This is a genomic window from Pseudomonas sp. DVZ6, assembly GCF_024259445.1.
Taxonomy (GTDB): domain Bacteria; phylum Pseudomonadota; class Gammaproteobacteria; order Pseudomonadales; family Pseudomonadaceae; genus Aquipseudomonas; species Aquipseudomonas peradeniyensis.
Genome location: NZ_JANCLM010000022.1, coordinates 1 through 18334, shown reverse-complemented (window position 1 = coordinate 18334; position 18334 = coordinate 1). Strand labels below are relative to the sequence as shown.

The 18334-nt window shown below is 62.9% G+C and carries 13 protein-coding genes and 1 pseudogene; 7 read left to right on the top strand and 7 right to left on the bottom strand.

The features are described 5' to 3' along the window. Nucleotides 1-105: 105 nt before the first annotated feature. The 4 genes and pseudogenes from NMG10_RS14285 (at nucleotide 106) to NMG10_RS14270 (ending at nucleotide 4165) form a co-directional block, all read left to right on the top strand. Nucleotides 106-654, top strand: coding sequence for a cupin domain-containing protein (locus NMG10_RS14285; RefSeq protein WP_023629132.1), 549 nt, complete (start codon nucleotides 106-108; stop codon nucleotides 652-654). A 154-nt stretch (nucleotides 655-808) separates the two neighbouring features. Further along, nucleotides 809-1213 carry a cytochrome c5 family protein gene (locus NMG10_RS14280; RefSeq protein WP_036985953.1) on the top strand — a complete coding sequence of 135 codons (405 nt, stop codon included), beginning with the start codon at nucleotides 809-811 and terminating at the stop codon, nucleotides 1211-1213. A 238-nt stretch (nucleotides 1214-1451) separates the two neighbouring features. After that, nucleotides 1452-2276 (top strand): annotated as a pseudogene (locus NMG10_RS14275) (RHS repeat-associated core domain-containing protein); the annotation flags it as partial. Nucleotides 2277-2302: 26 nt separating this feature from the next. Further along, the gene (locus tag NMG10_RS14270; RefSeq protein WP_254464584.1) at nucleotides 2303-4165 is read left to right on the top strand and encodes an acetyl-CoA hydrolase/transferase C-terminal domain-containing protein; all 1863 of its coding nucleotides are present in this window, start codon (nucleotides 2303-2305) and stop codon (nucleotides 4163-4165) included. Nucleotides 4166-4316: 151 nt separating this feature from the next. Here NMG10_RS14270 and NMG10_RS14265 read toward each other — a convergent pair whose 3' ends face one another. Then, a complete protein-coding gene (locus NMG10_RS14265; protein ID WP_011536381.1) occupies nucleotides 4317-4889 on the bottom strand; it encodes a xanthine phosphoribosyltransferase in 573 nt (190 codons plus the stop codon). A 222-nt stretch (nucleotides 4890-5111) separates the two neighbouring features. After that, nucleotides 5112-7121: a DNA helicase Rep gene (gene rep, locus NMG10_RS14260; protein ID WP_050707509.1), complete on the bottom strand. Its 2010-nt coding sequence runs from the start codon at nucleotides 7119-7121 to the stop codon at nucleotides 5112-5114. A gap of 256 nt (nucleotides 7122-7377) precedes the next feature. Between rep and NMG10_RS14255 the strand changes: the two genes are divergently transcribed. After that, nucleotides 7378-9045, top strand: coding sequence for a bifunctional diguanylate cyclase/phosphodiesterase (locus NMG10_RS14255; RefSeq protein WP_232855388.1), 1668 nt, complete (start codon nucleotides 7378-7380; stop codon nucleotides 9043-9045). Nucleotides 9046-9170: 125 nt separating this feature from the next. On the opposite strand, the gene NMG10_RS14250 is transcribed toward NMG10_RS14255, so the two are convergent. The 5 genes from NMG10_RS14250 to NMG10_RS14230 form a co-directional block, all read right to left on the bottom strand. Then, on the bottom strand, nucleotides 9171-10664 hold the full coding sequence (locus tag NMG10_RS14250; RefSeq protein ID WP_050707507.1) for an acetyl-CoA hydrolase/transferase family protein: 1494 nt from the start codon (nucleotides 10662-10664) through the stop codon (nucleotides 9171-9173). A gap of 266 nt (nucleotides 10665-10930) precedes the next feature. Next, nucleotides 10931-12367 (bottom strand): NAD(P)(+) transhydrogenase (Re/Si-specific) subunit beta, encoded by a 1437-nt coding sequence (locus NMG10_RS14245; protein ID WP_254464583.1) that lies wholly within the window; start codon nucleotides 12365-12367, stop codon nucleotides 10931-10933. A 2-nt stretch (nucleotides 12368-12369) separates the two neighbouring features. Beyond that, entirely contained in the window at nucleotides 12370-12684 is a 315-nt protein-coding gene (locus tag NMG10_RS14240) for an NAD(P) transhydrogenase subunit alpha (protein WP_232855387.1), read from the bottom strand. Between the two features lie 11 nt (nucleotides 12685-12695). Further along, complete coding sequence (locus NMG10_RS14235) at nucleotides 12696-13817, bottom strand: Re/Si-specific NAD(P)(+) transhydrogenase subunit alpha (protein ID WP_232855386.1); 1122 nt, start codon at nucleotides 13815-13817, stop codon at nucleotides 12696-12698. A gap of 441 nt (nucleotides 13818-14258) precedes the next feature. Continuing rightward, the gene (locus NMG10_RS14230) at nucleotides 14259-15158 is read right to left on the bottom strand and encodes a LysR family transcriptional regulator (protein ID WP_203649451.1); all 900 of its coding nucleotides are present in this window, start codon (nucleotides 15156-15158) and stop codon (nucleotides 14259-14261) included. 163 nt (nucleotides 15159-15321) lie between these two features. On the opposite strand from NMG10_RS14230, the gene NMG10_RS14225 reads away from it, so the two are divergent. Both NMG10_RS14225 and NMG10_RS14220 read left to right on the top strand, forming a co-directional pair. Continuing rightward, on the top strand, nucleotides 15322-16503 hold the full coding sequence (locus NMG10_RS14225) for an acyl-CoA dehydrogenase (protein WP_028689912.1): 1182 nt from the start codon (nucleotides 15322-15324) through the stop codon (nucleotides 16501-16503). 15 nt (nucleotides 16504-16518) lie between these two features. Further along, nucleotides 16519-17739: a CaiB/BaiF CoA-transferase family protein gene (locus NMG10_RS14220; protein ID WP_203649453.1), complete on the top strand. Its 1221-nt coding sequence runs from the start codon at nucleotides 16519-16521 to the stop codon at nucleotides 17737-17739. Nucleotides 17740-18334: the final 595 nt, after the last annotated feature.

The window sequence follows — 18334 nt, the reverse complement described above, 5'->3', positions numbered from 1 at the left end:
GCTGAAGCGGACAGGCTGCGGGGCTGTGTGTTGTAAATACTGAACGGCATTGCCATCATATCGTTCACACTACCCCCATCTCGACCGATTCAGGAGGCTCCAGCTTTGGACGTCGGTGAACGACTGCAAGCCATCCGCAAGCTCAAGGGCCTGTCCCAGCGCGAACTCGCCAAGCGCGCGGGGGTGACCAACAGCACCATCTCGATGATCGAGAAGAACAGCGTGAGCCCGTCAATCAGCTCCCTGCGCAAGGTGCTCAGCGGTATCCCCATGTCCATGGTCGAGTTCTTCTCGGTGGAGCTGGCGCCGGAAAGCCCGACCCAGATCGTCTACAAGGCCCACGAGCTGATCGACATCTCCGACGGCGCGGTGACCATGAAACTGGTCGGCAAGTCGCATCCCAACCGGGCCATCGCCTTCCTCACCGAGGTCTACCCGCCGGGTGCCGACACTGGCGCGGAAATGCTCACCCACGACGGCGAAGAGACCGGCATCCTGCTTGAAGGCCGCCTGGAGCTGGTGGTTGGTACCGAGATCTTCATTCTCGAGGCCGGCGACAGCTATTACTTCGAAAGCACCCGTCCACACCGCTTTCGCAACCCGTTCGAGGAGCCGGCACGTTTGATCAGCGCGGCGACCCCGTCGAACTTTTGATCCAGCGCAGTGCATTGATTCGCCAATACCCTTTCCCTGAGTGTGGTCGTTTCACGCCTTCCGGGTTCCCGCTATACTTTTCAACGCTCGCAATTCCGTGGCCGCGGGCGTGATTAGCCACCATGAGGGTGTTCGCGTGAACCAAATCAAGAAGATGCTGGCCGTACCAGCAGCCGTATTCGCCCTTTGGGCAATGAGCGCAACCGCTGCAACCAACGACGACATCGCCAAGCGCCTCGAGCCGGTCGGCCAGGTGTGCGTCCAGGGCCAGGAATGCAAGGGCATGGAAGTGGCCGCCACTGCCGGCGGCGGCGGTGCCAAGACACCGGACGAGATCATTGCCAAGCACTGCAACGCCTGCCATGGCACGGGCCTGCTGAACGCGCCGAAGATCGGCGACACCGCGGCGTGGAAAGAGCGTGCCGATCACCAGGGCGGCCTTGACGGCATCCTGGCCAAGGCTATCACCGGGATCAACGCCATGCCGCCGAAGGGCACCTGCGCCGATTGCTCGGATGAAGACCTGAAGGGTGCGATCAAGAAGATGTCCGGGCTGTAAGCCATAGATGGAATACACAAGGCCCGCCTATCCTGGCGGGCTTTGTTTTTGCACCTGGAGTCCTATAGGCTGATACCTGGTATTTTTACCAGTACTCTGTTTCAGGTGTGGTCATGATAATAATGCACCCAACCGTGGCAGAGGGTGCGTCATGCTGAGCGACAAAAGAGTTAGTGCTTTGTTGGCGGTGGCTCAACAGCGATCGATTCTGACTAGGGTCAACCCCTGCTGTTCGCTGCAGAGCGTTGCCTATTCACCTTACGGCTACCATCCTGAGCTGACGATTAGCCTCGGTTTTAATGGGGAGCGATTAGAACCGATAACCGGGCATTATCTTTTGGGTAATGGCTATCGTGCATTTAATCCAGTACTGATGCGCTTCAGTAGCCCAGACTCCCTGAGCCCATTTGCGCGGGGTGGTTTGAATGCGTATGCATACTGCCTGGGGGATCCAGTAAACCATCGCGACCCAAGTGGTCACACCATAGAGCGTTACTTTGTTAGCGCTTTCGAAAGACTTTTGCGGAATGCACCGGATGTAATGGAAGCTTCTCTTACAGGTCAGAATTCGTTGGCGCTGAAGTTGATTTCTCTACATGGAAGCGATAAGGCAAATGAGCACTCGTTGAGAAATGGGGTGTCGTCGGCGTTTTCGGAAAGGAAAACTAATGGGGCTGGTTTTTATACCACGCCAAAACCTAAAAAAGCCAACGGCTACGCTAGAAATTCCACTGACGGAGGGTATGTCTACGGAGTGTTTGCAAAGCAGCCTGAAATTTTTGTGCCAGAAGTGCATTATGTACAATACTCTTCAGGTGTATTGTTATTCCTCGAGCCTGCATTTGAGTTTCTTGTCGTGCAGAAAGAAATTGTAGGGCCAATGCATTTCAACGCTAAGTATGTAGAGTTTGAAAAATATTCAGGTATCAAGTTTTCAAAAGATCTGAGTCATCCATTGAGTAACTACGACGGCCCCTGGGAGGCGTGGTATATAGTTGATCAGTCGACCGGTATGAGGTCGGAGCCCGCAACCAACCCGCATGGACCACTGTCCAACCCCTGAACCCACGGACGACTCAGGAGGCCGAGATGTACCTCTGCTCCATTGATCAGGCTGTCGAGCAGACCCTGTCACGCCTTCCTGCCCACATCCACATGGGTCTTCCTTTGGGCCTGGGCAAGCCCAATGCCTTCGTCAATGCCCTGTATGCCCGGGTGAAGGCACTACCGGAGCGGCGGTTGACCATCTACACGGCCCTGTCGTTAGGCCGTCCATCTCTGGGTGATGGCTTGCAACGGCGCTTTATCGAGCCCTTCATCGAGCGTGTGTTCGCCGACTATGAAGAGCTCACCTACCTGGCCGACCTGCGTGCCGACCGACTGCCACCAAACATCCGTGTCGAGCAGTTCTTCATGCAGCCTGGCAGCCTGCTGCACAGCGAGGCTGCGCAGCAGGACTACGTCAGCAGTAACTACAGCCACGCGGCCCGCGACATCAACGCCAAGGGCCTGAACCTGGTTGCGCAGCTGGTGGCGGCCACACCAGAAAGGCCTGACCACCTGAGCCTGGCCTGCAATCCCGATATCACCCTCGACCTGTTGCCAATGATCGCCCGGCGCCGAGCCGCCGGCGAGACCATCCTGGTGCTTGGCCAGGTCCACGACGAACTGCCCTACATGCCTGGGGACTCGGAGCTGGAACTGACGCAGTTCGACCTGCTGATCGACCAGCCTGAACGCCGTCGGCTGTTCTCCACGCCGAACATGCCGGTGAACACCCAGGACCACTGCATCGGCCTGCATGCCAGCGCCCTGGTGCGTGACGGCGGCACCCTGCAGATCGGCATCGGTGCCATGGGTGATGCGATCACGGCGGCACTGCTGGCGCGCCAGGGCGACAACGAGGGCTATCGTGCGCTGCTCGATGAGCTGGATATCGGCCCATGGCAGGCGCTGATCGAGCGGGAAGGGGGTCTGGATACCTTCGCCCAGGGGCTGTACGGCTGCAGCGAGATGTTCGTCAATGGCCTGCTGGCACTGGCCGACGCCGGGGTGGTGCGCCGCCCTGCCGACGAGCAGGGGGTGCTGATCCATGGCGGGTTCTTCCTCGGGCCACGGGCGTTCTACCAGCGCCTGCGCGAGATGCCGTTGGAGCAGCGCGCACGGTTCGCCATGAGCGCCATCAGCTTCATCAACGAGCTCTATGGCCAGGAGGAGCGCAAGCGTCGCCAGCGGCGGGATGCGCGCTTCATCAACACAGTATTCGGCATGACCCTGCTGGGTGCGGGGGTTGCCGACCAGCTCGAGGATGGCCGGGTACTCAGCGGCGTGGGCGGGCAATACAACTTCGTCGCCCAGGGGCATGCGCTGGAGGGCGGTCGTTCAATCCTGTTGCTGCGCAGTTGGCGCGAGGCCGGTGGCGAGGTCACCTCCAACCTCTACTGGACCTACGGCCACTGCACCATTCCCCGGCACCTGCGGGACATCGTGATCACCGAGTACGGCATCGCCGACTTGCGTGGGCAGACCGACAGCGAGGTGATCGCACGGTTGCTGGCGATCAGTGACTCACGTTTTCAGCGCGAGCTGATGGAGCAGGCCAAGGCGGCGGGCAAGCTGGCCAAGGACTTCGAGCTGGATGCGCGGTTCATGGACAACACGCCTGAGCGGCTCGAGGCTATTCGGGCACGGCATGCGCGGTTGTTCCCGGAGTATCCGCTGGGGACTGATTTCACGGCAGAGGAGCGGGATCTGTTGCGGGCGCTGAACTGGTTGAAGAGCAAGTTCAAGCTGAGCGAGGTTCTGGAGTTGGGCAAGGCGGCATTGGATGCGCCGGGGCCCGAGGGGTATGGGGTAGCGTTGGCGAGGATGGGGCTGGGTGAGCCACAGGGGTTGAAGGAGGAGTTGTATCAGCGGTTGCTGTTGGCGGCGCTTCAGGCCACGCGGCAATGACGGGCATTCCTGGCCCCCTGTAGGAGCGGCCTTGTGCCGCGAAAGGGCCGCAAAGCGGCCCCGGCGATCTGTGCATGAACGCTGAAATGCTGGGGCCGCTGCGCGCCCCTTTCGCGGCACAAGGCCGCTCCTACAGGGTACGCGCAAGGCTTTACTCGATGAAGGTGACCACGCCGCCTTCCAGTGACTTGACCCGGGCCAGCGATTCGACGCGGTAACCCTGGCTGTCCAGCTCGGCACGGCCGCCCTGGAACGACTTCTCGATGACGATGCCCAGGCCGGCCACGGTGGCGCCGGCCTGCTTGATGATCGAGATCAGTGCCTGGGACGCCTTGCCGTTGGCCAGGAAGTCGTCGATCACCAGCACGCGGTCGCTGCTGTTGAGATGGCGCGGCGAGATGGCCACGGTGTTCTCGGTCTGCTTGGTGAAGGAGTACACCGAGGCAGTCAGCAGGTTCTCGGTCAGGGTCAGCGACTGGTGCTTGCGGGCGAAGATCACCGGCACGCCGAGCTTCAGGCCGGTCATTACCGCCGGGGCGATGCCGGAGGCTTCGATGGTGACGATCTTGGTCACGCCCGAATCGGCGAACAGGCGGGCGAACTCGTCACCGATCAGCTGCATCAGCGCCGGGTCGATCTGGTGGTTGAGAAACGCGTCGACTTTGAGAACCTGGTCGGAAAGCACGATGCCTTCTTCGCGAATCTTCTGCTGCAGTGCTTCCACTGTTTTTTCCTCGATGTAGATAGTGGCCTGTATGGCCGATTTGTAAGCCCAACTTCGGCGCCAGACTTCGTCACACTGCGTTGCCGCTCCTCGCCGTAGCTGGGCTACGACTCGTCGCGGCGCCTTGTGTGCCGAACCCTGGCACTCGAATTTGAGCTCACAAATCGGCCATACAAGCCACCGTGGCCGCAAGAAGCGGCAAAGTTTAAGAGTAATGGTTGATCAGCGTTTGAGCATCGCCCGGATATCGGCCAGGGCGTTGTTGCCGCGCGCGGCTTTCACTTCCACGGGCGCATCGTCCAGGCCTTCCCAGGCCAGGTCATCCGGCGGCAGTTCGTCGAGGAACCGGCTCGGGGTGCAGTCGATGATTTCGCCGTACTGCTTGCGCTTGGCGGCGAAGGTGAAGGCCAGGGTCTGGCGCGCGCGGGTGATGCCCACGTAGGCCAGGCGGCGTTCCTCTTCGATGGTGTCGGCTTCGATGCTCGAGCGGTGGGGAAGAATCTCCTCCTCCATGCCCATGATGAACACGTAGGGGAACTCCAGGCCCTTGGAGGCGTGCAGGGTCATCATCTGCACGCCTTCGGCGTTCTCTTCCTCTTCCTGCTGGCGCTCGAGCATGTCGCGCAGCACCAGCTTGCCGATGGCATCCTCGATGGTCATGTCACCCTCTTCATCCTTCTCGAGGGTGTTCTTCAGCGCTTCGACCAGGAACCAGACGTTGCTGATGCGGAACTCCGCGGCCTTGTCGCTGGCGGTCTGCTGGCGGATCCAGTTCTCGTAGTCGATGTCGCGGATCATCTCGTGCAGCGCGGCGATCGGATCTTCCAGGGCGACCTTGTGGCGCACCCCGTCGAGCCAGTGCTTGAAGCGCTGCAGGCGCTCGGTGTAGCGGGCATCCAGGTGCTCGCCCAGGCCCAGCTCCTCGCTGGCGGCGTACATCGAGATGCCGCGCTCGGTGGAATAGTTACCGAGCTTCTCGAGGGTGGTCGAGCCGATCTCACGGCGCGGCACGTTGATCACCCGCAGGTAGGCGTTGTCGTCGTCCGGATTCACCAGCAGGCGCAGGTAGGCCATCAGGTCCTTGACCTCCTGGCGGCCGAAGAAGCTGTTGCCGCCGGAGAGGCGGTACGGCACCTGGTGGTGCTGCAGCTTCAGTTCGATCAGCTTGGCCTGGTAGTTGCCCCGGTAGAGGATGGCGAAGTCGCTGTACGGGCGGTTGGTGCGCAGGTGCAGGGTGAGGATTTCCATGGCCACGCGCTCGGCCTCGGCTTCCTCGTTCTTGCAGCGGATCACGCGGATCTCGTCGCCCACGCCCATCTCGCTCCACAGTTCCTTCTCGAAGGCATGGGGGTTGTTGGCGATCAGCACGTTGGCGCAGCGCAGGATGCGGCTGGTGGAGCGGTAGTTCTGCTCGAGCATGACGATCTTCAGGGAGGGGTAGTCCTCCTTGAGCAGCATCAGGTTCTCGGGGCGGGCGCCGCGCCAGGCGTAGATCGACTGGTCATCGTCGCCGACCACGGTGAACTGGTTGCGCATGCCGATCAGCATCTTCACCAGCAGGTATTGGCTGGCGTTGGTGTCCTGGTATTCGTCCACCAGCAGGTAGCGTACGCGGTTCTGCCAGCGTTCGAGCACGTCGGGGTGTTCCTGGAACAGCTTGACCGGCTGCAGGATCAGGTCATCGAAGTCCACCGCGTTGAACGCCTTGAGCGTGCGCTGGTAGTGGGTGTAGACGATGGCCGCGGTCTGCTCGCGCGGGTTGCGTGCCTTTTCCAGGGCCTCGGGCGGCAGGATCAGGTCGTTCTTCCAGGCACCGATCATGTTCTTGATCTCGTCGATGCCGTCGTCGCCGGAGTATTCCTTCTGCATGATGTCCGACAGCAACGCCTTGATGTCGGATTCGTCGAAGATCGAGAAGCCCGGCTTGTAGCCCAGGCGCTCGTGTTCCTTGCGGATGATGTTCAGGCCCAGGTTGTGGAAGGTGCACACCGTCAGGCCCCGGCCTTCCCCCGGGCGCAGCAGGGTGCCGACCCGCTCCTTCATCTCGCGCGCGGCCTTGTTGGTGAAGGTCATCGCCACGATGTACTGGGCACGGATGCCGCAGTTCTGGATCAGGTGGGCAATCTTGCGCGTGATCACGCTGGTCTTGCCGGAGCCTGCACCGGCGAGCACCAAAAGAGGGCCGCCGACGTAGTCTCGGGCTTCCTGTTGCCGGGGATTGAGTCGGGACATGCTAGAAACCGGGGGTAACCAGAAAATAGCCGCGCATTCTAGCAGGCATGGGGCTGTTAATGCGCGACCGTCTGACGTTGTGATGCAGGGCGCGAATCGGATTTGCCGCATCTGCTACTTTCGCGCAGGATGCACGTCAGATTGCGTCGGGATGGCGGCCAGGGAAGGGCAACGACTAAAAGTGAAAATCATTTCCAATTAATCGGGTAGGATTGCCCGCGCTCGCCGTTCCACCGCCCATGTCTAAGGAGCCCGCTTGTCCACGCCTGTCGAACCCCTGCGTTTGCTGCTGTTGGCTGATGAGCCGGAGTGGGCCGTGCACCTGCGCGAGTGCCTGCAGCCGATGGACGGTAGCGTCGTGCTGCTGACCGCGCCCAACTGGGCGGCGGTGGACAGCTTGTTCGCCAATGACCGCCAGGCCGTGGTGCTGGCCACGCCCGAGCTGCAGCCGGCGCCGGGGCGTTGCGAGCTGCCGACCATCCTGCTGCTGGAGCAGGAGCCGGCCAGCGCGCCGCTGGGCGTCAGCGACTGGCTGGTGCTGGCGCAGCTGACCACTGACACCCTGCGTCGCTCGCTGCGTCATGTGCGCGAGCGCGGCGTGCTGGTGGCCACCCTGCAGCGCCTGGCCGAACAGGATCCGCTGACCGGTATCGCCAACCGCCAGGGCTTCCAGGCCCTGCTGACCGCGCGCCTGGCGGAGAACGAAGGCCGCGGCCTGGCGCTCGGCCACCTCGATCTGGACAACTTCCGCCACGTCAACGACGCCCTCGGCCACCAGGGTGGCGACCGGTTGATCCTGCAGGTGGTCGGTCGGTTGAAACACCAGTTGGAAGCGAGCGACCAGCTGGCACGCCTGGGCAGCGACGAGTTCGCCCTGTTGATCGACACCCGGCGCGACCCCAATCGCGCCGAGTGGATGGCCGAGCGCATCACCGAAGCGCTCACCGAGCCCTACTGGATCGACGGCGAGAGCCTGCTGCTCGGTTGCAGCCTGGGGATCGCCCATGCCCGCGCCCAGGCCGGCGCCGACCCGCTGATGTGGCACGCGCACATCGCCATGCGCCAGGCCAAGAGCAGCCAGGGCTGCACCTTCCATGTGTTCAACGAGCGCATCAACCGCAACGCCCGCAGCCTGGCTGACCTTGAGAGCGAGCTGCGCCGCGCCCTGCGCCGCGACGAGCTGGAGCTGCACTATCAACCGCGGCTCAACCTCGCCGACGGCCGCATCGTCGGGCTGGAGGCGCTGGTGCGCTGGAACCATCCCGAGCGCGGCCTGCTCGCGCCGAGCGAATTCGTGCCGTTGGCCGAGCAGAGCGGGTTGATCGTGCCGCTGGGCTACTGGGTGATCTCCCGGGCGCTGAGCGACATGCAGGCCCTGCGCGAGCGCGGCCTGGCGCCGCTGCACATGGCGGTAAACCTGAGCTTTCGCCAGTTCCAGGACAGCCAGCTGCTGGCCACCCTGAGCCGGCTGATCGTCGAGCACGGCGTCGATGCCCGCTGGCTGGAGTTCGAACTGACCGAGACCGCGGTGATGCGGCGCAACGAGCTGGTGCGCCAGACCATGGACGCCCTGGGGCGCCTGGGGGTGCGTTTCTCGCTGGATGACTTCGGGACCGGCTTCTCGTCGTTCGTGCACCTGAACAGCCTGCCGATCACCCTGCTCAAGGTCGATCGCAGTTTCGTCGGCGGCATGGAGCAGCGCGAGGAGAACGCCAAGCTGGTGCACGCGATGATCAACCTGGCGCACAACCTCAACCTGGAGGTGGTGGCCGAAGGGGTGGAGAGCGAGGAGCAGCTGGCGCTGCTGCGGGCGTTCGGTTGCGACCAGGTGCAGGGGTTCCTGGTAAGCCGGCCGTTACCGGTGGAGGCGTTGATCGAGTACCTGTTGCAGGTGCCGAGTCCTGGTCTGGTGCAGACCTTGTAGATCTCATGCAGCCTTTTCGCGACACAAGGCCGCTCCTACAGGGGATCGTGGTCTTCTGTAGGAGCGGCCTTGTGCCGCGAAAAGGGGCGCAAAGCGCCCCCGGCAATTTCAAGCCGTGAAGATGATCAACCGACCAGCATCCGCCCGGTCTCTTCCAGGTTCTCATGCCAGCTCAAGGCTTCGCGCAGGATATGCGGGGTATGCCCGCCACGCTGGCAGGCGCGCTCGAAGTAATCGTTCAGCGCGGCGCGGTAGTCCGGGTGCACGCAGTTGTCGATGATCACCCGGGCGCGCTCGCGCGGTGCCAGGCCACGCAGGTCGGCCAGGCCCACCTCGGTCACCAGGATGTCCACGTCGTGCTCGGTGTGGTCGACGTGGCTGACCATCGGCACCACGCTGGAAATCGCGCCGCCCTTGGCGATCGACTTGGTGACGAAGATCGCCAGGTGCGCGTTGCGGGCGAAGTCGCCCGAGCCACCGATGCCGTTCATCATCTTGGTGCCGCAGACGTGGGTGGAGTTGACGTTGCCGTAGATGTCGAACTCCAGCGCCGTGTTGATGCCGATGATCCCCAGGCGACGCACCACTTCAGGGTGGTTGGAGATCTCCTGCGGACGCAGCACCAGCTTGTCCTTGTAGCGCTCCAGGTTGCCGAACACGTCGGCGTTGCGGCGGCTCGACAGGGTGATCGAGCTGCCCGAGGCGAAGCTCAGCTTGCCGGCGTCGATCAGGTCGAAGGTCGAGTCCTGCAGCACTTCGGAGTACATGGTCAGGTTTTCGAACGGCGACTCGATCAGGCCGCACATCACCGCGTTGGCGATGCTGCCGATGCCGGCCTGCAGCGGGCCGAGGTTGTTGCTCATGCGCCCGGCGTCCACCTCGCCCTTGAGGAAGGCGATCAGGTGGTCGGCAATGCCCTGGGTCTCGTGGTCAGGCGGCAGCACGGTGGACGGCGAGTCCGGCTGGTCGCTGATGACGATGCCGACGATCTTGGCCGGGTCGATCGGGATCGCGGTGCTGCCGATGCGGTCGTCGACCTTCACCAGCGGGATCGGCGTGCGGGTCGGGCGGTAGGTCGGGATGTAGATGTCGTGCAGGCCTTCGAGGTTGGCATGGTGCGACAGGTTGATCTCGACGATGACCTGCTTGGCGAAGATCGCGAAGCTGGCCGAGTTGCCGACCGAGGTGGTCGGCACGATGTGGCCCTGTTCGGTGATCGCTACCGCTTCGATGACCGCGATGTCCGGCAGGGTGAGCTGTTTATTGCGCAGTTGCTCGACGGTTTCCGACAGGTGCTGGTCGATGAACATCACCTTGCCGTCGTTGATGGCCTTGCGCAGGGTGCTGTCGACCTGGAACGGCATGCGCCGGGCCAGCACGCCGGCCTCGGTCAGTTGCTTGTCCAGGTCGTTGCCCAGGCTGGCGCCGGTCATCAGGCTGATCTTCAGCGGCGACTGTTTTGCACGTTCGGCCAGTGCGTGGGGCACGGCCTTGGCTTCGCCGGCGCGGGTGAAACCGCTCATGCCGACGGTCATGCCGTCCTGGATCAGGCCAGCGGCGTCAGCCGCACTCATAACCTTGCTGTGCAGGGAGGACAAGCGGATACGATCACGGTACATGGATTGTTATCTCAGGCTACTGAAGCTACTGGAAGCGCAGTCTAGAGATTTCACCCGGAACCGTCCCGCGACCATGGTCGTAGGCGAAGGCCGGAAGTAGAGCCGTTGATCTGGATCAGGTAAATACGACAAACCCCGGGAATGACTTCCCGGGGTTTGTTCGACAGCAGCGGTTTCGTGGGAGCGGGCTTGCCCCGCGATGGCGATGCTGCATTCAAGCCATCATCGCGGGGCAAGCCCGCTCCCACAAAGCATCGCTCCTGCTATTACTCCACCGCCTTGACCATGTCCTCGATGACTTTCTTGGCGTCACCGAACACCATCATGGTCTTGTCCAGGTAGAACAGTTCGTTGTCCAGACCCGCATAGCCACTGGCCATGGAGCGTTTGTTGACGATGATGGTCTTGGCCTTGAAGGCTTCGAGGATCGGCATGCCGGCGATCGGCGACTTCGGATCGTTCTTCGCCGCCGGGTTGACCACGTCGTTGGCGCCCAGCACCAGCACCACGTCGGCCTGCCCGAACTCGGCGTTGATGTCCTCCATCTCGAACACCTGGTCGTACGGTACCTCGGCCTCGGCCAGCAGCACGTTCATGTGCCCGGGCATGCGCCCCGCCACCGGGTGGATCGCGTACTTCACGGTCACCCCGTTGTGGGTCAGCTTCTCGGTCAGTTCCTTGAGCGCGTGCTGGGCGCGGGCCACCGCCAGGCCATAGCCGGGGACGATGATCACGCTGTCGGCGTTGCTCAGCAGGAAGGTGGCGTCGTCGGCCGAGCCGGACTTCACCGGGCGCTGCTCCTTTGAACCCTGCGCGGCGCCGGCATCGGTATCGCCGCCGAAGCCGCCGAGGATGACGTTGAAGAACGAACGGTTCATCGCCTTGCACATGATGTACGAGAGGATCGCACCGCTGGAGCCCACCAGGGAACCGGCGATGATCAGCATCGAGTTGTTCAGCGAGAAGCCGATACCCGCCGCCGCCCAGCCCGAGTAGCTGTTGAGCATCGACACCACCACCGGCATGTCGGCGCCGCCGATCGGGATGATGATCAGCACGCCCATGACGAAGGCCAGGGCCAGCATCAGGGTGAAGGCGCTGTAGTGGCCGGTGAAGGTGAACAGCAGCCCCAGGGCGATGGTCGCCAGGCCCAGGATCAGGTTCAGCTTGTGCTGGCCGGCGAACTGTACCGGTGCGCCCTGGAACAGGCGGAACTTGTACTTGCCCGACAGCTTGCCGAAGGCGATCACCGAGCCCGAGAAGGTGACGGCACCGATGGCCGCGCCAAGGAACAGCTCCAGGCGATTGCCGGTGGGGATCGGGTCGCTGATGGCGGCGACGATACCCAGCGATTGCGGCTCGAGCACGGCAGCGATGGCGATGAACACCGCGGCCAGGCCGATCATGCTGTGCATGAAGGCGACCAGCTCGGGCATCTTGGTCATCTCGACGCGCTTGGCCATGATCGAGCCGGCGCTGCCGCCGACCAGCAGGCCGACGATGACGTAGCCGATGCCGGCGGTCGCAAGCTCTGCGCCAAGCTTGTAGATCAGGCCGACCGTGGTGAGGATGGCGATACCCATGCCGATCATGCCGAACAGGTTGCCGCGGCGTGAGGTAGTCGGATGCGAGAGTCCCTTGAGCGCCTGGATGAAGCAGACCGAGGCGACCAGGTACAGAAGCGTTACCAGATTCATGCTCATGCTTACTTCTGCCCCTCGCTCTTGGTTTTCTTCTTGAACATTTCCAGCATGCGGCGGGTGACCAGGAAGCCACCGAACACGTTGACCGCGGCAAGCGCCACGGCCAGGGTGCCCATGACCTTGCCGGCCGGGGTGACGGTCAGCGCGGCGGCCAGCATGGCGCCGACGATGACGATCGCGGAAATGGCGTTGGTGACCGCCATCAGCGGCGTGTGCAGGGCCGGGGTGACGTTCCACACCACGTGGTAGCCCACGTAGATGGCCAGCACGAAGATGATCAGGTTGTAGATGCCGTGGGAAATCAGCATGTCTTCCATTGTCGTGCTCCTCAGCCGTTCTTGCGCACGACTTGGCCGTCGCGGCACATCAGGCACGCGGCGACGATGTCGTCTTCGAGGTTGATGACCAGGTTGCCGTCCTTGTCGAACAGCAGCTTCATGAAGTCCAGCAGGTTGCGCGCGTACAGCGCCGAGGCATCGGCGCCGACCTGGGCCGGCAGGTTGGTCGGGCCGACGAGGGTCACGCCGTTGTGCATGACGACCTGATCGGCCACGGTCAGCGGGCAGTTGCCGCCCTGGGCCGCGGCAAGGTCGATGACCACCGAGCCGGGCTTCATCTGCGCCACGGTCTCGGCGCTGAGCAGGGTCGGCGCCTTGCGCCCGGGAATCAGCGCAGTGGTGATGACGATATCGGCCTGCCTGGCGCGCTCGTGCACGGCCTGGGCCTGACGCTGCATCCAGCTCGCCGGCATCGGCCGGGCATAGCCGCCGACGCCTTCGGCGCATTCGCGTTCTTCATCGGTCTCGTAGGGCACGTCGATGAACTTGGCCCCCAGCGATTCGATCTGCTCCTTCACCGCCGGACGCACGTCCGACGCTTCGATCACCGCACCCAGGCGTTTGGCCGTGGCGATGGCCTGCAGGCCGGCGACGCCGGCGCCGAGGATCAGCACGCGGGCGGCTTTCACCGTGCCTGCGGCGGTCATCAGCATGGGCATGAAGCGCGGGTAGTGGTGAGCCGCCAGCAGCACGGCCTTGTAGCCGGCGATGTTGGCCTGGGACGACAGCACGTCGAGGCTCTGGGCCCGCGAGGTGCGTGGCGCGGCTTCCAGGGCGAAGGCGGTGATGCCGCGTTCGGCCATCTTGCCGATCAGTTCGTTGTTGAAGGGGTTGAGCATGCCCGCCAACAGGCTGGTGCTGTTGATCAGCGCCAGTTCCTGATCATCGGGCGCGACCACCTTGAGTACCAGCTGCGCGCCGAAGGCGTCGGTGGCTTCACCCAGGGTGGCGCCCACGGCTTCATAGGCACTGTCGGGAATGCTGGCTTTGAGCCCTGCCCCCCGTTGCACGGTGACCTGATGGCCCTGGCCTACCAGTTTCTTGATGGTTTCCGGGGTCGCGGCGACCCTTGTCTCACCCGTCTGCGTCTCGAGAGGAACACCAATGTGCACGACTATGTCTCCTGCGGTGACCTTTATTGTCTTTATGGAAACCAGCGCACTTCGGGTGGTGCGGCTGGGCGGCCGTAGAGCACGACTCCGCCTGGTTCGAGGCGGGAGAGGCATTTTGCAGACGAACCCAGGGGCCTTCAACAGGTTCTGAAGCGAAACGAACTCAAAACTACAAGTCACCCTGTGACCGTATGTCGCAACGATTCCGATCGAGCCCGTCAAGTACGCGCTATTCGCAGCTTAGGGGAAAAAACGAAAAAATTTCGGCCGTTTTCGTTCGCGGCATTGTGAATGTCGCAAAATAAGCCGCAAACCCGCGCAGTCACTAGGGTTGCTACGGTTTTTCCGGTAAACGGAACAGATTACGAATTTGCGACAAATCCATATATCTGTAGGTGTTCAAAATAATTGACTACGGAGTCAGGTTGTCGCTTTATGGCCTCAGCTGGTGGCGGTGTACTGCTGTGCCTGCGCCACCAGCCAGTCGCGAAACGCCCGCAGCGAAGCGGACTCCACCTTTCGCTCAGGGATCATCAGATGGTAGGCCTTGTCGCTGGACAGGGCATGCCTGTTAGCGACCAGCAATCGACCTTCCTGCAACTCGCGCTGGATCAGGAACGGCGGAATCAGCGCGATGCCCATGTCGTGCATGGCGGCCTGGGCCAGCATGGAGAACAGTTCGTAGCGCGGGCCAGTCATGTCGCGCTCGACGCTCATGCCCAGGCCGTCGAACCATTGCCGCCAGGCATAGGGGCGCGTGGTCTGCTGCAGCAGGGGCAATTCGGCGATGCGCCGGGCGTCGAGGCTGGCTTGTCCGTCCAGCAACGCGGGGCTGCACACCGGCACGGGGTTCTCGCCCATCAGTCGGTGGGACTGGGTTCCGGACCAGTCGGCGTCGCCGAAATAGATGGCGGCGTCGAAGGGCGTGTCGGCGAACAGAAAGGGGCGGGTGCGGTTGGTCAGGTTGACCGTGACTTCGGGGTGGCGCTGCTGGAAGTCCTTCAGGCGCGGCAGCAGCCATTGCGTGCCGAAGGTCGGTACCACCGCCAGTTCGATCACGTTGGCGCCCTGCTGGCGCATCACCGAAAGCGTGTCGCGCTCCACCGCATCCAGCTGCGCAGCCACCTGGCGGCTGTAGGACAGCCCGGCTTCGGTCAGTTTCACGCCCCGGCGCGAGCGGCGGAACAGTTCGACATTGAGGAAGGCCTCAAGGCCACCGATCTGCCGACAGACGGCGCCCTGGGTCAGGGCCAGTTCCTGGGCGGCCTTGGTGAAGCTCTCGTGACGCGCGGCCGCCTCGAAGCAGACCAGGGCGGTGGTGCTGGGGATCTTGCGGCGCATGTACGTCAACCTCACTTGTAGGGCGTTGAACAGGGCATTTCGATGATTACGAAGTGAGAAAATATCACTAAACCGTGCGCAATCCTCGTTTGTCCCGCAGGCCGATCAGGCCTAGGATCAATCCAGCACAACAATTCGTTCCCATCTTTCGAGGAATCCGCACATGGCTGGCAAGGCAAGCTTCAACTGGATCGACCCGCTGCTGCTGGATCAGCAGCTCACTGAAGAAGAGCGCATGGTTCGCGACAGCGCCTATCAGTTCGCCCAGGACAAGCTGGCACCCCGTGTGCTGGAGGCGTTCCGCCACGAGCAGACAGACCCGGCGATCTTCCGCGAGATGGGTGAAGTCGGCCTGCTTGGCGCGACCATCCCCGAGCAGTACGGCGGTAGCGGCCTGAACTATGTGTGCTACGGCCTGATCGCCCGCGAGGTGGAACGCATCGACTCCGGTTACCGCTCGATGATGAGCGTGCAGTCGTCGCTGGTGATGGTGCCGATCAACGAGTTTGGTACCGAGGCACAGAAACAGAAGTACCTGCCGAAGCTGGCCAGCGGCGAGTGGATCGGCTGCTTCGGCCTGACCGAGCCCAACCATGGTTCCGACCCGGGTTCGATGATCACCCGCGCCCGCAAGGTCGACGGTGGCTATCGCCTGACCGGCAGCAAGATGTGGATCACCAACAGCCCGATCGCCGATGTGTTCGTGGTCTGGGCCAAGGATGATGCCGGCGATATCCGCGGCTTCGTGCTGGAGAAAGGCTGGGACGGCCTCAGCGCCCCGGCCATCCATGGCAAGGTGGGCCTGCGCGCCTCGATCACCGGCGAGATCGTCATGGACAACGTGTTCGTGCCGGAAGAGAACATCTTCCCGGACGTGCGTGGCCTCAAAGGTCCGTTCACCTGCCTGAACTCGGCCCGCTATGGCATCTCCTGGGGCGCCCTGGGCGCCGCCGAGGCCTGCTGGCACACTGCGCGCCAGTACACCCTGGACCGCCAGCAGTTCGGCCGCCCCTTGGCCGCCAACCAGCTGATCCAGAAGAAGCTGGCTGACATGCAGACCGAGATCACCCTGGCCCTGCAAGGTTGCCTGCGCCTGGGGCGGATGAAGGACGAAGGCACCGCGGCGGTCGAGATCACCTCGATCATGAAGCGCAACTCCTGCGGCAAGGCCCTGGACATCGCCCGTCTGGCTCGCGACATGCTGGGCGGCAATGGCATCTCCGACGAGTTCGGCGTGGCCCGCCATCTGGTCAACCTCGAGGTGGTCAACACCTACGAAGGGACCCATGACGTGCACGCGCTGATCCTTGGGCGTGCGCAGACCGGCATCCAGGCGTTCTATTAATAGAGGAGCCAGGCCATGGGCGCGCTTTCCCATCTGCGGGTGCTGGATCTTTCCCGGGTGCTGGCCGGCCCTTGGTCTGGCCAGATCCTGGCCGACCTTGGCGCCGATGTGATCAAGGTCGAGCGTCCGGGGGCGGGTGACGACACCCGTTCCTGGGGGCCGCCTTTCCTGCGCGACGCCCAGGGCGAGAACACCAGCGAGGCGGCCTACTACCTGTCGGCCAACCGCAACAAGCGCTCGGTGACCATAGACTTCACCCAGCCGGAAGGCCAGCGCCTGGTGCGCGAGCTGGCGGCGAAGTCGGATATCGTCATCGAGAACTTCAAGGTAGGCGGACTGGCGGCCTATGGGCTGGACTATCAGAGCCTGAAGGCGGTCAATCCCAAGCTCATCTACTGCTCGATCACCGGCTTCGGCCAGACCGGGCCGTATGCCAAGCGTGCCGGCTACGACTTCATGATCCAGGGGCTGGGTGGGCTGATGAGCCTGACCGGTCGCCCGGAGGGGGAGGAGGGTGCCGGGCCGATGAAGGTTGGTGTGGCGCTGACCGACATCCTCACCGGGCTGTATTCCACCGTGGCGATCCTGGCGGCCCTGGCGCACCGTGATCAGGCTGGTATTGGCCAGCACATCGACATGGCGTTGCTGGATGTACAGGTGGCCTGCCTGGCCAACCAGGCCATGAACTACCTCACAACCGGTACCGCGCCTCGCCGGTTGGGCAATGCGCACCCGAACATTGTGCCGTACCAGGATTTCCCGACGGCTGATGGCAACTTCATTCTTACCGTGGGCAATGACGGGCAGTTCCGCAAGTTCGCGGAAGTGGCCGGACAGGCGCACTGGGCGGATGACCCACGCTTTGCCACCAATAAACAGCGGGTGGCCAATCGCGCCGAGCTGATTCCGCTGATTCGCCAGGCCACGGTGTTCAAGACCACGGCCGAGTGGGTGAGTGAACTGGAGAAGGCGGGCGTGCCGTGTGGGCCGATCAACGACCTGGCGCAGATGTTCCAGGATCCGCAGGTGCTGGCCCGTGGGCTGGCGGTGAATGTTCCCCATCCGTTGGCGGGCAGTGTGCCGCAGGTGGCCAGCCCGATCCGGTTGTCGGAGACGCCGGTGGAGTATCGGCAGGCGCCGCCGTTGCTGGGGGAGCATACCGAGGTGGTGCTGGGGGAGGTGCTGGGGTTGGATGGAGAGGCGGTGCAGCGGCTTCGGGGGGCTGGGGTGTTGTGATGCTTTCTATATAGATATAGGAAGAAGCGGGGAGGCCGAGAGGTCGCCCCGCTTTGCTTTTTGGAGTTGCTTATATAGGTGTCGGGGCTGGCAGGTGCCTGTCTTGGGATTGGGTAGTGTGCGCGAGGTGGTCGCCTTGGGATTGTGGTGTGTCTCAGATGTGTTCGCCGAGGGTTCTCTGGCGCCTATGAGATCGAGCGCCGCCCGCGCGGCGCATCGCGGCACAAGGCCGCTCCTACATCTGTTTCGGGCCAATTGTTCCTGGGAGTGAGGCGGCGCCTGCCTTGGTGCACGCCGAAACCGCGTCGGGCCAACAAGGCTGGCAACCATGGCCTGACAGGTTCGGCACGTTGCAACAAATGTAGGAGCGGCCTTGTGCCGCGATGCGCCGCGCGGGCGGCGCTCGGTCTGATAGGCGCTGCAAGGCTTTCGGCGAACACCTGGCAGCCCTGACACGGTCTTTCCCCCCGATATTTCACTTTAATGAAATTAACGGTTGACGCCCTCTCAGATCCCCTTATAATGCGCCCCACTTCCAGCGACATCGGAACGAAAAACTCCTTGAATATCAAAGAGTTGATTGTTGAAGAGGGTT

Bases quoted from the DNA above. Each gene is read 5' to 3' on its own strand.
- NMG10_RS14245 (WP_254464583.1), bottom strand. From the start codon at position 12,367: ATGAGCATGAATCTGGTAACGCTTCTGTACCTGGTCGCCTCGGTCTGC.
- NMG10_RS14230 (WP_203649451.1), bottom strand. From the start codon at position 15,158: ATGCGCCGCAAGATCCCCAGCACCACCGCCCTGGTCTGCTTCGAGGCG.
- NMG10_RS14270 (WP_254464584.1), top strand. From the start codon at position 2,303: ATGTACCTCTGCTCCATTGATCAGGCTGTCGAGCAGACCCTGTCACGC.
- NMG10_RS14225 (WP_028689912.1), top strand. From the start codon at position 15,322: ATGGCTGGCAAGGCAAGCTTCAACTGGATCGACCCGCTGCTGCTGGAT.
- NMG10_RS14240 (WP_232855387.1), bottom strand. From the start codon at position 12,684: ATGGAAGACATGCTGATTTCCCACGGCATCTACAACCTGATCATCTTC.
- NMG10_RS14250 (WP_050707507.1), bottom strand. From the start codon at position 10,664: ATGTACCGTGATCGTATCCGCTTGTCCTCCCTGCACAGCAAGGTTATG.
- NMG10_RS14280 (WP_036985953.1), top strand. From the start codon at position 809: ATGCTGGCCGTACCAGCAGCCGTATTCGCCCTTTGGGCAATGAGCGCA.
- rep (WP_050707509.1), bottom strand. From the start codon at position 7,121: ATGTCCCGACTCAATCCCCGGCAACAGGAAGCCCGAGACTACGTCGGC.
- NMG10_RS14220 (WP_203649453.1), top strand. From the start codon at position 16,519: ATGGGCGCGCTTTCCCATCTGCGGGTGCTGGATCTTTCCCGGGTGCTG.